This is a genomic window from Paenibacillus albiflavus (assembly GCF_004344915.1).
Lineage (GTDB): Bacteria > Bacillota > Bacilli > Paenibacillales > NBRC-103111 > Paenibacillus_AM > Paenibacillus_AM albiflavus.
This window is the reverse complement of record NZ_SKFG01000022.1, coordinates 1-14,367: the sequence shown is the minus strand read 5'-3', so window position 1 is coordinate 14,367 and position 14,367 is coordinate 1. Positions and strand designations below refer to the sequence as shown.

Annotated in this window: 14 protein-coding genes; 11 read left to right on the top strand and 3 right to left on the bottom strand. The window is 42.8% G+C overall.

The window, feature by feature from the left end; genetic code table 11:
* Nucleotides 1-71 precede the first annotated feature (71 nt).
* The 5 genes from E0485_RS18360 to E0485_RS18340 all read left to right on the top strand — a co-directional run bounded on the left by E0485_RS18360 (nt 72) and on the right by E0485_RS18340 (nt 5,222).
* Nucleotides 72-2,162 (top strand): SpoIID/LytB domain-containing protein, encoded by a 2,091-nt coding sequence (locus tag E0485_RS18360; protein ID WP_165921223.1) that lies wholly within the window; start codon nt 72-74, stop codon nt 2,160-2,162.
* Nucleotides 2,163-2,171: 9 nt separating this feature from the next.
* Nucleotides 2,172-3,227: a tRNA preQ1(34) S-adenosylmethionine ribosyltransferase-isomerase QueA gene (gene queA, locus E0485_RS18355; protein WP_132419531.1), complete on the top strand. Its 1,056-nt coding sequence runs from the start codon at nt 2,172-2,174 to the stop codon at nt 3,225-3,227.
* Between the two features lie 15 nt (nt 3,228-3,242).
* A complete protein-coding gene (tgt, locus tag E0485_RS18350; protein WP_132419530.1) occupies nt 3,243-4,379 on the top strand; it encodes a tRNA guanosine(34) transglycosylase Tgt in 1,137 nt (378 codons plus the stop codon).
* A 24-nt stretch (nt 4,380-4,403) separates the two neighbouring features.
* The gene (yajC, locus tag E0485_RS18345; protein ID WP_132419529.1) at nt 4,404-4,709 is read left to right on the top strand and encodes a preprotein translocase subunit YajC; all 306 of its coding nucleotides are present in this window, start codon (nt 4,404-4,406) and stop codon (nt 4,707-4,709) included.
* A gap of 171 nt (nt 4,710-4,880) precedes the next feature.
* Nucleotides 4,881-5,222, top strand: a complete 342-nt coding sequence (locus E0485_RS18340) for a COG1470 family protein (RefSeq protein ID WP_132419528.1) — start codon at nt 4,881-4,883, stop codon at nt 5,220-5,222.
* A gap of 77 nt (nt 5,223-5,299) precedes the next feature.
* Here the strand turns inward: E0485_RS18340 and E0485_RS18335 are convergent, their stop codons facing one another.
* Both E0485_RS18335 and E0485_RS18330 read right to left on the bottom strand, forming a co-directional pair.
* Complete coding sequence (locus E0485_RS18335; protein WP_132419527.1) at nt 5,300-6,157, bottom strand: phosphatase PAP2 family protein; 858 nt, start codon at nt 6,155-6,157, stop codon at nt 5,300-5,302.
* Nucleotides 6,158-6,268: 111 nt separating this feature from the next.
* Nucleotides 6,269-6,658 (bottom strand): TIGR04086 family membrane protein, encoded by a 390-nt coding sequence (locus tag E0485_RS18330; protein ID WP_132419526.1) that lies wholly within the window; start codon nt 6,656-6,658, stop codon nt 6,269-6,271.
* 206 nt (nt 6,659-6,864) lie between these two features.
* Here E0485_RS18330 and E0485_RS18325 point away from each other — a divergent pair, with 206 nt between their 5' ends.
* Nucleotides 6,865-7,107 carry a YetF domain-containing protein gene (locus E0485_RS18325; protein WP_165921227.1) on the top strand — a complete coding sequence of 81 codons (243 nt, stop codon included), beginning with the start codon at nt 6,865-6,867 and terminating at the stop codon, nt 7,105-7,107.
* Here E0485_RS18325 and spoVB read toward each other — a convergent pair.
* Complete coding sequence (gene spoVB, locus E0485_RS18320) at nt 7,097-8,665, bottom strand: stage V sporulation protein B (RefSeq protein ID WP_132419525.1); 1,569 nt, start codon at nt 8,663-8,665, stop codon at nt 7,097-7,099. The two genes, E0485_RS18325 and spoVB, sit on opposite strands and share 11 nt — an antisense overlap.
* A 164-nt stretch (nt 8,666-8,829) precedes the next feature.
* On the opposite strand from spoVB, the gene E0485_RS18315 reads away from it, so the two are divergent.
* The 5 genes from E0485_RS18315 to recJ all read left to right on the top strand — a co-directional run.
* Nucleotides 8,830-9,102, top strand: a complete 273-nt coding sequence (locus tag E0485_RS18315) for a post-transcriptional regulator (RefSeq protein WP_328591323.1) — start codon at nt 8,830-8,832, stop codon at nt 9,100-9,102.
* Nucleotides 9,103-9,245: 143 nt separating this feature from the next.
* Nucleotides 9,246-10,478 carry a protein translocase subunit SecD gene (secD, locus tag E0485_RS18310; RefSeq protein ID WP_132419524.1) on the top strand — a complete coding sequence of 411 codons (1,233 nt, stop codon included), beginning with the start codon at nt 9,246-9,248 and terminating at the stop codon, nt 10,476-10,478.
* Nucleotides 10,468-11,397, top strand: a complete 930-nt coding sequence (gene secF / locus E0485_RS18305) for a protein translocase subunit SecF (RefSeq protein WP_235857626.1) — start codon at nt 10,468-10,470, stop codon at nt 11,395-11,397. The genes secD and secF overlap by 11 nt, the downstream gene beginning before the upstream one ends.
* A 113-nt stretch (nt 11,398-11,510) precedes the next feature.
* Nucleotides 11,511-12,464, top strand: coding sequence for a cation diffusion facilitator family transporter (locus E0485_RS18300; RefSeq protein ID WP_132419523.1), 954 nt, complete (start codon nt 11,511-11,513; stop codon nt 12,462-12,464).
* A 17-nt stretch (nt 12,465-12,481) separates the two neighbouring features.
* A partial coding sequence (recJ, locus tag E0485_RS18295) for a single-stranded-DNA-specific exonuclease RecJ (RefSeq protein ID WP_132419522.1) occupies nt 12,482-14,367 on the top strand: 1,886 nt, incomplete at its 3' end.

Below are 14,367 nucleotides of genomic sequence, written 5' to 3'. Positions count from 1 at the left end.
GTAATGAATTTGTCGAATGATTGTTCTCAAATTCTATTAGATACATAACAAATGGATGGGAGATGTACATTGTGAAATCAACCTTTTGGCTGCGTACGATTGGTAGAATCACACTAGCAGGTACGATATTGCTTGGTGCGACAATCCCATTAAGCGGCAGTGAGGCTTCTGCTGCGATAATGGATAATATTCGAGTGGCTCTATTTATGAACCATAGTAAAAGTTCAATAGAGTCTTCTATTACGTTGAGCACAACGAATGGATTTGATATAGGAATTCGGAATGATAGAAATACCATTGAATACTGGTTAAGTGATTCGGCAGAGCAAATTCGTTCGGTTGCAGATGGATATGGTGTTCAGCTTTTGCTTACAGATGATCCAGGTAGAGCTGGGGCGTTGGCAGATAGTCTGTCCAAGCCGCCTGAGAAGGCTCAGGTGTATGCGGAGTCGAAGCAAGGCAAGACAATCTACCGCGTCGTATACGGGCATTTCATGGATGCGAGTGAAGCGATGTCAGCTCGAGATAAAGTTGTTCGTGATGGCGCGGTTGCCGACCTTATGAGCGGTTACTCTCCGATTATTACAGGAACGATGCGATTAACTTCTGGCGCCTACCAGGATAAAGCATCGGCAGATAAATTGCAGGATACAATTGCAAAGGCTGGATTAAGTGCTTCGGTTGTTATGGTTCCTGGCAGTAGCGGTAAAGCTAATTATCAGGTATGGGTAGGTAATGAACCTGATAAAGCTTCGCTTACGAAGCTTCAATCAGATGCAGCGAAATTGATCCCGAACATCAGCTTATCGCAAGCGAATACGGATATTCCTTATGTGATGCTTAAATCAAGCTTTGATTACAAAACGGATGACCATTTATTTCCACAATATGTATTTGGTGCCAATACAAAGTTATGGGTTCATTCCAAGCAGCAGAATGGAATTACGGTTAAAGAAAGATCCGAACGGACCTATCGCGGAGATTTTGAGCTTAGCTTGTACAATAACGATTTAGCTGCCGTTAATGAGATTCCTTTTGAACAATATTTGTATTCGGTTGTCGGCACAGAGATGGGCGGTTCCTATCCTGTTGAAGCTTTAAAAGCGCAAGCGGTAATTGCTCGAACCTATGCGATGACCAATGGGAATACATACGATATTGCCAATGTAGTGGATAATACATTTGATCAAGCCTATTATGGTATGGGTAATGAGACGGATAGTGTTATTGAAGCCGTGAATGCGACCAAAGATGAGATCATTGTCGATCAATCGGGCAATCCAATCGCAGCGTTCTATTCAGCAAGTGCCGGAGGTCGAACAGCACATCCATCTGAGGTGTGGGGCAGCAGTGCACCGAATATGATGAGCGTTCAGTCACCTGATAATGGTGTACCGGAGCAATGGTATCGCGTACTACTCGATGATAATCGAGTAGGCTATGTAAAAGGCAGCTATGTGAAGGATACAGGCAAGCGAAATGCTGCTGATTTTGCCTATTATACAGTTACTGAGAATGGCTTGAATGTGAGGACTTCGCCGACGATGAATTCACTTGGCACCGTCATTACGAAGCTAAATACGGGAGATCAGGTCATCGTACTTGAGTCGATCGTAATGGATACCCCTTATGTATGGGAACGTTCTTACAGCGCATCAGCTCTTAGTGATATGCTCAATCAGAACGGTACGAAGCTGAATGGACCCTTGACTTCACTTGAAATTACAAGCCGTGGACAATCGGGTCGCGTAACGGAAATGCAAGCGAATGGACAAGTTGTGAATACAAAGTCTCCGGATTATTTGCGTACTGTACTCGGCTCCTTGCCAAGCACTTTGTTTGATATTGTCGATACAGGTAGCTATACTATACAAGGGGCAAGTAGCAAACGTAATAAAACGGGAAATACCCCCGTTTACACTTTGAGCGGCTCAAGCAATAAAGCTACGCCTACGGGTCAATCGCAATATTATGTATTGGGTGGAACAGAGGGTAGTGTAAGAGCAGTCACAACGGATACAAACTTTCTTTTTAAAGGAAAAGGCTATGGTCATGGTTTAGGGTTATCCCAATATGGGGCACGAAACTATGCACTGCAAGGCTATACGTATCAGCAGATTATACAAGCGTATTTTAACGGAGTACGAATTACTAAAGGGTGAGACTTGAATATGGATTTGAATGAATTTGATTTTGATTTGCCAGAGGAGCTAATTGCGCAGACACCGCTTGTTAACCGTACGGGATCCAGGCTGCTGACGCTAAATAAGCAAACGGGTGAAATCAAGCATCAGCAATTTGAACAGTTAATCGATTATTTACAAGTCGGGGATTTACTCGTGATGAACGATACGCGGGTAATTCCAGCCCGACTTTTTGGCTTTAAACAGGATACAGGCGCCAAAGCGGAGCTGCTCTTGCTCAAATCACTTGGCAATGATGAATGGCAGACACTTGTGAAGCCAGGTAAAAGAGTTAAAAAAGGAACCGTTCTCGAGTTTGGGAACCTGGATTCAGAGGGTAAAATAATAACACCACTGCTTCGCGCAACCGTTCTTGAGGAAGGCGAGATGGGGGAACGCAGAATCAAGTTTCAGTATGAAGGGATTTTCAATGAAATCCTGGATCAGCTTGGACAAATGCCGCTGCCTCCTTATATCAAAGAGCGATTACAAGATAAGGAACGCTATCAGACTGTATATGCGAAGCATGAAGGCTCGGCTGCTGCCCCTACTGCGGGACTGCATTTTACGACCGAAATGTTGGAAAGAATTCAAGCTAAAGGCGTACAGCTTGCCTATGTGACTCTGCATGTTGGACTGGGTACGTTCCGTCCCGTTTCAGTCGACCACATTGAAGAGCATAAGATGCATGAGGAATATTATGAGCTGTCGCAAGAAACCGCGGATGCAATCAATCAGGTTCGGGCAAGAGGCGGACGTATCATAGCAGTCGGAACAACCTCGGCAAGAACTTTAGAGACGGTCGCACAGCGTCCATTCCCGCTTGAAAGCTGCAACGGTTGGACGGATATTTTTATTTATCCTGGTTATCAATATAAGCTCGTCGATGCATTGCTGACGAATTTTCATTTGCCTAAATCTACGCTTCTGATGCTTATATCGGCATTAGCAGGCAAAGAGAATGTGATGCATGCCTATGAGGAAGCTGTTAAAGAGCAATACCGTTTCTTCTCCTTTGGAGATGCGATGTTTATTTATGAATAAAAGGAAGTGAGATTATTGGCTGCAGTTACTTATGAACATATCAAAACCTGTAAGCAGTCTGGCGCAAGACTTGGACGCGTTCACACACCACATGGCGTGATCGAGACGCCAACCTTTATGCCTGTCGGTACGCTGGCTACTGTCAAAACAATGAGCCCAGAAGAGTTAAAACAAATGGATGCTCATATTATTCTTAGCAATACGTATCATTTGTTCTTGCGACCAGGTCATGACATCGTCAAGCGCGCAGGTGGTTTGCATAAATTCATGAACTGGGATCGCCCGATTCTAACGGACAGTGGTGGTTTTCAGGTTTTCTCTCTTAGTGATATCCGTAAAATTACGGAGGAGGGTGTGCATTTTCGCTCTCACTTGAATGGGGATAAGCTGTTTATTTCTCCTGAAAAAGCAATGGAAATCCAGAATGCGCTTGGTTCTGATATTATGATGGCATTCGATGAATGCCCGCCGTACCCTGCAGACTACCAATATGTGAAGGATTCCCTTGAGCGAACAACACGCTGGGCAGAAAGATGCCTAGCTAGCCATGCTAATCCTGAGAAGCAAGCCCTATTCGGTATTGTTCAAGGTGGCATGTACGAAGATTTGCGCATAAAAAGCGCGCAGGATTTGACTTCGATGGACTTTCCGGGTTATGCTATTGGTGGTCTAAGTGTGGGCGAGCCTAAGCATATGATGTATGAGATGCTGGAGTGCACAGTTCCTTATCTTCCAACGAATAAACCTCGTTATTTGATGGGGGTTGGTTCACCAGATGCTCTAATTGAAGGTTCCATCCGTGGGATCGATATGTTTGACTGTGTGTTGCCTACACGAATAGCTCGTAACGGAACAGTCATGACATCTAACGGACGACTGGTAATCCGCAATGCGAAGTATGCAGAAGATTTTGGACCACTGGATCCAGAATGCTCATGCTATACTTGCACCAATTACAGCCGTGCGTACATACGTCACTTGATTAAGGCGGATGAAACATTCGGTATACGCTTAACTACGTATCATAACCTGCATTTCTTATTGCAGATGATGCGTGAAGTTAGACAAGCAATTGCTGAAGATCGATTACTGGATTACAGGGATACGTTCTTCACTAAGTACGGACTCTACGATAATGATAGAGGGTTTTAGTTTTATTCTAGGGAGGAATTTTGTATGATGAATTTAGCAACAGCAGGATCAGCTGGCGGAGGTTGGATTACTTTTGCACCATTAATTGTTATGGTCGTTTTATTCTACTTTTTGCTAATCAGACCACAACAAAAACGTACAAAAACGCGCAACATGATGTTAGGTAATCTTAAAAAAGGCGATAAAGTAGTAACAATCGGCGGCCTTCATGGGACAATCATGGAAATTACTGACGATGTTGTTGTACTTCGTGTAAACGATGCGAGTAAAATGACATTCGATCGTTCTGCTGTGAATACTATAGTAAGCACTTCCACTGAGACTGTATAAGGTTAAACTATAGGAAAATAGGCCAATACAAAAAACCGTTGTCGACCTGCGACAACGGTTTTTTGGTTAATGAACTTATAAATGATGAGGCGGTTATAGAACGAATGAAACGCAGCTTAATTCTTACTATTTCATAGTTGATACGATTCGAATGGGAACGCAAATCGAAACATGCTAGTGTCATCCTCGGTAGCTGTTGAAAGAAGGGTCATGATGCAGGGGGTTGTAGGTGGAGGCGGTAAACTTATACAATTCGATGAGCCTCTGAATGATTTTATGCTGGAACAGAATTCACCCAATTTGGATGTGAGAGTCGATCCAAACGATATAGTGAAGTTAATGCCGGAGGATAGTACAGATTTTAAAGTTATGATCCGAACTTCCCAAAATGCTAAGCTTGGCGACTACAGAATCACGCTTCAATTAATTGATTTAGGCAATTCTGCTAATGCCTTCAAAAATTATATGGATCTTAAAGAAGTCGAGTATTTAGTTCGTATTGTGTCTTGGTGATGATATTGTACTTCATGCGGCATAAATAAAACTCCTATCCAGTGATTGTTCACTGATATAGGAGTTTTTTAGTATTATTATTCACTTAAATTTTGAGTCTTAGATTGGGACGGTACCGTCACCCTAGCCCCCAGCTTCTTATCTTTGGTAGTTTGACGATCGGCGATATACTGACCTGCTTTAGCGGCGAATATCCCAAGTGCTAGTCCTCCACACATATCGAGGAACCAGTGAATACCTAAATAGAAAATAGAGAATATAACAATGACAGCTGATATGGCTGTAAAATAACGCCAGAAACGGTTCTCTGAACGTGCAGCAATGAATGCCATCGTAACTGAGAGTGAAGTATGCAAACTAGGGAAGCAATTATCAATCCCGGACATCAAGCGATATTCTTGTTCGAACGTTGGAAAAACGTTATGAATTAATAGATCAACCTTTGGCTGCGTGTACCAAACTTCTGTAACTGGGAAAAACAGGTAGAATGGCATGGCAACGATATAAGTGATCAGAATGGCATAACACAAAGCATAAAACAATTGATAATTCTTTTGATAAATATAAATCCCAATCGAAACAATCATTAGGGTCGTAAATATAATGACATAATAGAAACTAGTAAAATAGGTTAATAGATCGTTGTAAAAAAAATGTTGAACATTTTCAACAAATTTGCCTTCAATCTGGGAAAAGGTCTGGGCAAAATCAGCCGTGAAATTCAGTTTCTGTTCTACCTGGAGCTCAAGTTTATTCATATAGAGAATCAGTAATACTGCAATTAAGTGAAGCAGGTTCTTGCCATTTGAAATAAACGCTTGGACAAATTTAATAACGATTGTAATCGGATTTGTCCGAAGTGCAACAACGAGCAGGATAATAACAATGATAGCCGTATAAATCGATACATGAGTCATGGAATCAAATGGTCCCATTAGCTGTTAATCCCTCCAAATTTTAAAAAGAACAATGTATGACAAATAGCGGGATTAATTATAGCATGGTTTAGGAAATATGGCTAATGGATGATTATAGAGCAAGTCGATTTATTTCTTGGAATTGACGCCAAAAATGCCGCCAATTGCTGAAGTTGCAAGGCAGGTTCCAAGTAGTGCAATGGAGCGAGTATTAAGCCCCGCATCATAAGCAAGGAAAGCGATAAGGAACAGAATAATACAATACATACATCCGAGCATGCCGCCGTAATACCAACCTTTAGCTCGAGATTTTCTGCCTGTAATCCAACCTCCAATGAGCAAGGAGACAATATGCGTTAAGTAAGATAATGTAGGTAAATTGTTTTCGCCTGTATTGCTCAGGAGTAAGTAAAAAGAGGTAAGAAGCGTACCAGCTAGCATGACAATAAATGCATAAATGAGTCCTGATATGAGGGGCGGAAATAATTTCGCTTGATTGTCTTTGTCGATCGTATTCATTGTAGTTGTTCCCTTCTTTCACACTAGGATTATGAAGTAGCCGTTTCTTCTTGTCTTATAACATAGTTATGGGGAAGTAAGGTAAATTAGTACAAGTATCCGTCCTGTCTGCCAACAATTGAATAATTTCACTTTGTATGTTCCGTTTTCATGCAGGTCAGACTACCTATGAAGCTTGATTGAATGAATAGGGGGCGAAAGTATTGATGGATGTGATAAATGCAAACGACAAAAGACCCTTTCCCAATAAGTTTTATAATTATGGTTATGCATCATTGCCTTTGCCACTCATTGTTAGCGGTAAGGTCCAGGATGAGAACCTTGCGAAAATTGGCCAGACTCGCTTTTGGCTAAAGAATCAATTGCAGGAATTAGGTGCGCGCTATTTTAAAGAAGTGCATATGTGTACCATTGACCACCGCGGTAAGGTGTTTATGATTAAACTTTAACGATTTTGCGTCCAAGTTTGAGTATACGGTTTAGATCTGTAGGGTGAATAAGGCGCAAGCCGATGATCATGCCAATATAGACGAAAACGGCAACTGCACAAGAGGCAAAGAAGCGCACCGTTAGCTGCTCGCTCCACTCAATTCGCATGATCATAAAGCAGCATGTACCAGAAACAAACATGGCGAGCAATACCTTAAGAAAGTCAATATGATGGAGTGAATAATGGAGCCAGCGTTTAACGCTTCTAAGATGCAGCAAAGTAACGAGAACGATATTGATATTGCTTGCAATAATGGCTCCTCGGATGCCAATTTCAGGTCGGCTAACTAATAGATAAATAAGGACTAGCTTGACCACAGCACCGATAAGTGTGTTGATGAGCGCAACGCCTGGACGATCTAACGCTTGAAGAGCAGCTTGAAGTGGTCCTTGAATATAGATTAGCAGTGCAACAGGTGCCATCATTGCAAGCATAGAACCTACTTCGGAGTGATTATATAGCAAGCTGCATAGCGGATCAGCGAGTACGAATAAGATAACGGCAAATGGGGCTCCGGCGAGCAGCGCCAATCGCATCGATTGGTTCATACGCATGCGGACCGTTTCGTAATCCTTACGCGCTGCTGCTTCTGAAAGCGATGGAATAAGTGAAGTTGATAGAGCGCCAGTTAAAGCACTTGGCAACAAAAGAATCGGAATAACCATCCCTTGAAGCGCGCCGTATTGCGCTGTGGCAATAGCTGTTGCAATACCTGCGGCAGCAAGACTTTGTGCGATGAGTATGGACTCGAATAAATAGGATGAAGCACCAACGAGTCTGCTCCCTGTAACTGGGATAGTAATACGGAGAAGGCTGCTGAGAATAGGCGTACGGCTGATTTTAAATGAGGCCCCAAACTTGCTTCTTTCTTGTGGCAGCTGCTTTTTCTTTGTCTGTCTGTAATGCATCACTAGAACGAACACTCCAGCAATTTCCCCTGCCAGCACCCCGAGCATTGCCCCTGCGGCTGCAAATTCTATTCCATATGGAAGTAATACATATGCACAAATTAGCACCATAATAATTCGAACGATGGTTTCTACGATTTGAGAAGTTGCGGATGGAATCATGTCTTGTTTACCCTGAAAAAATCCACGCAGAACGGACGAAACAGATACGATTATAATGATCGGACTCATACTGATGAAAGTGTAATAAACACGATTATCTGTGAGTAAATGCGAAGTAATCCATGAAGAGGCGATGAGACATATCCCTGTAAAAATAAATGCCAGCGTAACGGATAACGTGAGAGAAGTCTTAAGAATGGCTTTCGTGCGAAGCTCGTTATTCTCTGCTTCAGATTGGGCAACCAGTTTAGAAACAGCAAGTGGTATTCCGCCAATAACAATGGTAAGAATAACGGATAGGAACGGCCAGCCAAGCTGGTATAAGCCTACACCTTCCGCACCAATTAGACGGGGCAGCATGATACGTGGAACGAAGCCAAGAATTCGATTAAGCAGACCTGCACCTAATAAGATTAGCATTCCGGTAATAAATGATTGTTTACCCACGTTACACTCGTCCCCTTTACATGTCGTCTATTTCACCATATGCGAGACATGTCCAAGCTCATGCTAGTATTTTGGCAAAACGTTTGAACAAGCAGGCAGGAATAGAAGTAAAATTAGCGAATTTATTTATGATTAGGCAATCGGTCGACAACAACGGGGGGATTATGATGATGCAACCTGATGATAAGTTCGTGCAAGCAGTTACAGAAGACAACGAGCTGGATCAAGATATTGAACGTTTATGCAGTAGCAAGGCGGAGGAATTTAAGCTATTGGGTTATGATGCGGTGAATGGAAAAGATATATGGTTGTGTGTATCTGACAAATATAGTAAAATAGGTACGCCACAATTACACGAAATGGTGAACGATATTTTATCACTTAAAGTCACCCAATATATGAACTGGATAACGATGCGGATGTACAAGGGCTTGTAAACAAATACCTTATACATAAAGAAGCGGGGCTAAGAACCGTTTCTTTTTGCTTTTGAAATCTGCGATATCTGTGATAAATTGACATCGTTTTTGGGGCGTAGGTATAATAGGCGTATTGAGAATTGAAGGGAGACAGGCTAGAGATGAATTTTAAGCGGATTAGCATTTTTATCATGACCATTGTAATAACGCTTGGTGCAGTGATATGGACAAGTCCTACTCTATTATCTAAGGTTAATTTGGGTCTCGATCTTAAAGGTGGATTTGAAATTCTGTATATAGCTGAACCGCTTGAACAGGGTAGTATAGTTGATAAAACCACTCTTAAGAAAACAGCAGAATCTATTAGGAAGCGTATCGATAAGCTTGGAATCGCTGAGCCTGAAGTATTGCCAGAAGGTAATGATCGCATTCGGGTTAAGCTTGCAGGTGTTACGAATGAAGAAGAAGTTCGTGACAAGATTGGTAAACAAGCAGAGCTAACTTTCCGAGCACCAGATGGTACGATAATGTTGAACGGAACAGATTTTGTTGAAGGTGGGGCTAGTGTCGGATATGATCAGTCTAACCAACCTATAGTTCAAATTAAATTGAAGAGTCGTGAGAAATTCCGCGATGTAACGACCCAATTGATTGGCAAAACGCTGGATATTTATTTGGATGACGAAATGATTAACAATCCTGGTGTTCACCAAACGATTGATAGCGATACAGCAACTATTACAGGTAATTACACATATGCCGAGGCAAAGGGACTTGCAGATACGATCAATCAGGGTGCATTACCGCTTAAATTGACAGAGAAATATACGCAGTCCGTAGGCGCAACGCTTGGTATGGCTTCCTTGAACAAAACAATGGAAGCGGGTGTAATTGCTTTCATAATCATTTTATTATTCATGGTAATTTATTACCGTGTACCTGGTTTAGTAGCAGCATTTACGCTGATTACGTATGTTTGGCTATTTATCCTTGTCTTTAATTTGATGCACGGCACTTTAACATTGCCTGGTATTGCCGCACTTATTCTTGGGGTCGGGATGGCAGTCGATGCGAATATTATTACGTACGAGCGGATTAGAGAAGAGATACGCTCAGGGAAGACGATTGCTTCTTCTCTTAAAGCAGGTTCCAAGCATTCCTTTAGAACCATTATGGATGCGAACGTAACGAACATTATTGCCGGTGTAGTGCTATATGTAATCGGTAATGGTGCGATTAAAGGTTTTGCATTAGTAACGATGATCAGTATCGTAATTTCTATTCTAACTAATGTCTTCTTGTCCAAAATGTTACTTAACTTATTAATCCGCAGTAATTGGGTCAAGAAACCACAATACTTCGGTGTGAAGGAGGCTGAAATCCGTGAACTTTAATAAATATCATGATCGATTTAGCTTCATGAAGCATCGGAATAAGTTCTTCCTGATTTCGATTCTAATCACAGTTGTTGGTATTGTCTCCATACTTGTTTCAGGATTTCATTATGGAGTCGATTTTAAAGCAGGTACATCAATGGATATTTCTATAGGCAAATCGATTACTCAGTCTCAAGCAATTGAATTAATTCAAAAGTCAGGTGTTACTGGCGAAGAACCTATTATTACGGTAGGTGGAGATAAGAGCGATCGGATTTCAGCAAGATTCGATACAGAACTAGATACAGCTTCAACTAAGAAAATTGAAGCAGTTGCCAAAGAAGCTTTTGGAGACAATGTTTCCTTTGAAATAAATACCGTATCTCCGGATATTGCGAGAGAACTTGGTCTTAAAGCGATTTATGCCGTTCTAATTGCGAGTGTTGCCATCGGTATTTATGTAAGTATTCGTTTTGAGTGGAGATTTGCATTAGCTGCGATCATCGCGATTTTACATGATGCATTGATCGTAGTAAGTATTTTCTCGATTTTCCAGCTTAAAGTCGACTTGCCATTCATCGCAGCGATTCTAACCATTATTGGTTATTCCATCAATGATAAAATTGTTATCTTTGACCGTATTCGCGAGAACCAACGGTTCACGAAAATTAAGACGGATGAAGATCTGTCACGCATGATCAACGATTCCATCTGGCAAACGATGGCACGTAGTATTAACACCGTATTAACGGTATTAGTTGCAGCTGTGTGTCTATACATTTTCGGTGGTGAATCCATTAAGCTATTTGCTCTTGCGAAAATGATCGGTCTCGTATCAGGCGCATTCTCATCCATCTGTATTGCAGCTCCTCTATGGTACTTATTTAGACGTAATACTGTGAATGCAAAAATGAAAGCTGCTCCAGCCAAAGAGTAGATTGACTAACAAGAAACTAACGAGCAAACACGGCCGCGTAGCAAGTTCTACGCGGCTCTTTAAGTAATATAGAATTTATAAGTATATGTAGATCATTCTTAGGGAGTGGCAAGATGACGAAAGAACGTTTAAAGAAAACGGGGTTCGTTGCGTGGGTTGGAATATGCGGCAACCTGCTGCTCGCTTTGTTTAAAGGAGTTATCGGATCGTTCGCGCATAGTACGGCTTTGTTAGCTGATGCCTTGCATACGGCGTCTGAAGCTCTTTACGCCTTTGCTACATCACGCGGCACACGAGTTGTCAGAATGCCATCTGATGACGATGATCCTCCTAATGCGCAAGCGAGAATGGAAACATTTACTTCCGTTATTGTCGCTGTCTTTATGTTCATTATTGGTATACAGATTGGGATTTCGGCGATGAAATCGATCTATAATGGGGTTATAACTCCACCTAATGAATATGCCCTTGCAACTATTATTGCAGCAATTTTCTTACGAGAAATTCTTTATCAATATTGCGCTCGCGTTAAGAAGCCTGCGAGAGGCGGATTGAATAGTAGTGTATGGAAGCATCGCACTGGTGTATACTCATCTTTGGTAGCGCTTGCGGGAGCGGGTGGTGCACTGTTAGGGAAATTGCTAGGTCTTCAATATTTCTATTATTTAGATCCGCTTGCTGGCTTAATAGTAGGATTATTGATCTTAAGAATGGCTTACTATTTATTGCATGAAGCGATGAGCTTCTTCTTGGAGCACACGAAGCAGCCTAAGGATACAGATTTATTGCTGCAAACAGCTCAGCGTGTGAATGGTGTCATAACGGTAGAAGATTTGCGAATAAGAGAATTTGGCCATTATGTCATCGTAGATGTTAAAATAAGTGTAAACCCTAGAATTTCGATTATTGAAGGCAATGAAATAGCGAAAGATTTGAAGGCATTACTGATGGAACGTTTTTTTCATATAACGGATGTAAATATCCAAGTGTGTCCCTATGACCCGGGTTATCCTTATAAGAACAACTTAGAAATAGAGCAGAAGGAATTCTCATCCATGCTGCATTGATAGAAAGGGTGATCCAGATGCTACTAGGTAAAGCAAGATGGGAAATTGGCAGCGCCGATGAGGAGAATGCTGTTAGTTTAGAGGAGCAATTAGGCTTATCACCGCTAGTTGCTAGATTGCTTGTAAAGCGGGGGATACATACGCCGGATGCTGCCAAGCAATTTTTATATGAAGGGATCGAGGGCTTCCACGATCCTTTTCTTTTGGATGGTATGCAAGCAGCTGTAGAACGCATACAATTGGCAATAGCTTCTGGAGAACTTATCAGAGTCTATGGAGATTATGATGCGGATGGTGTCACATCTACAGCCTTGATGGTGTGGCTCTTACGGGGATTAGGTGCTAATTTTGATTCCTATATCCCTCATCGTGTAAGAGAAGGCTATGGACTGAATCGTGATGCAGTTAAACAAGCGTATGATGAAGGCGTGAAGCTGATTGTTACGGTAGATACAGGCGTAAGTGCTGTTGACGAGGTTGCTTACATTCGTGAATTGGGTATGGATGTCATTGTAACGGATCATCACGAACCGCCTGCCATATTACCAGAAGCATTAGCGCTTATTAATCCGAAGAAGCCGAGTTGCCCGTATCCGTTTAAGGGGTTAGCGGGTGTAGGAGTAGCGTTTAAGCTGGCACATGCCCTGCTCGGACGTGTACCCATGGAACTGCTGCAATATGCGGCAATTGGAACGATAGCCGATCTGATGCCACTGCAGGGCGAGAATCGGGTGCTTGTTAAGCTGGGGCTTGAGCAAATGCGGAGTACAACTTCACCTGGGCTATCTGCGCTGCTTCAAGTATGCCGAGTGGAGAAACGGGATGTTTCAGCTGGGCATATCGGATTTGGCCTTGGTCCAAGACTTAATGCAAGCGGCAGATTGGAATCTGCTGATGCAGCAGTGAGACTTCTGACAACTGAGGATTCCGATGAGGCTGGGCAACTGGCAATGACGCTTGACGCGCTCAATATCGAGCGTCAACAGATCGTTGAAGAGCTTACTGAGCTGGCTGTAGCTCAAGTGGAGAAGATGAAAGCAGCAGCACAAGAAGATGTACAGGAAACAAATGGGCCAACATTGAATACGGATAGCCTACCAAGAGTCCTAGTACTGGCAGGAGCAGATTGGAATGTTGGTGTTGTCGGTATTGTCGCTTCTCGGATTGTAGAACGTTATTACAGGCCGACGATTGTGCTAAGTATTGACGAGGCTAAAGGAACAGCTAAAGGCTCGGCACGATCGATTGCAGGCTTCGATATGTATGAAGCGCTCACTTCCTGCGCAGCTTTGTTTGACCACTTTGGCGGGCATTCTGCCGCAGCGGGAATGTCATTATCAGCAGAGCTGATACATGAATTAAGAGATAAATTGAATGTCTTTGCAGCAGGGCGGTTGACACCAGAGCAGCTAATCCCGCAATTAACGGCAGATATCGCCTGCAATCTTGCCGATGTGCCATTAGCTTGTATAGAGGAACTAGCACAGCTTGCCCCGTACGGGATGGGCAATCCAACCCCCAAATTCGTATTTAGCGATTTGCAAATTACGGATATTCGAACGATGGGCAAGGAGAGCCAGCACCTCAAGCTTGCTTTATCGCAGGCGAAGGATGAAGTTAGCTGTGCGATAGAAGGGGTTGCTTTTAGCAAAGGTAATTTGAGCCCTTGGATGACAGTTGGCGCTTCGATTGAAGCACTCGCCGAGCTCTCCGTGAACGAGTGGAACGGCGTTCGCAAGCCTCAACTGCTGCTGAGGGATATGAAGATCCCTCATTTGCAACTGTTCGACTGGCGCGGTGCTACACGCGCCGAGGAGAAGCTCGCCACGCTGGTCGCCGTGGCGAATTCGGCGCCGCCTGAGGCAGGCGCCGTGCCAGGCGTGCTGCTGCTAGCGGACAGCAG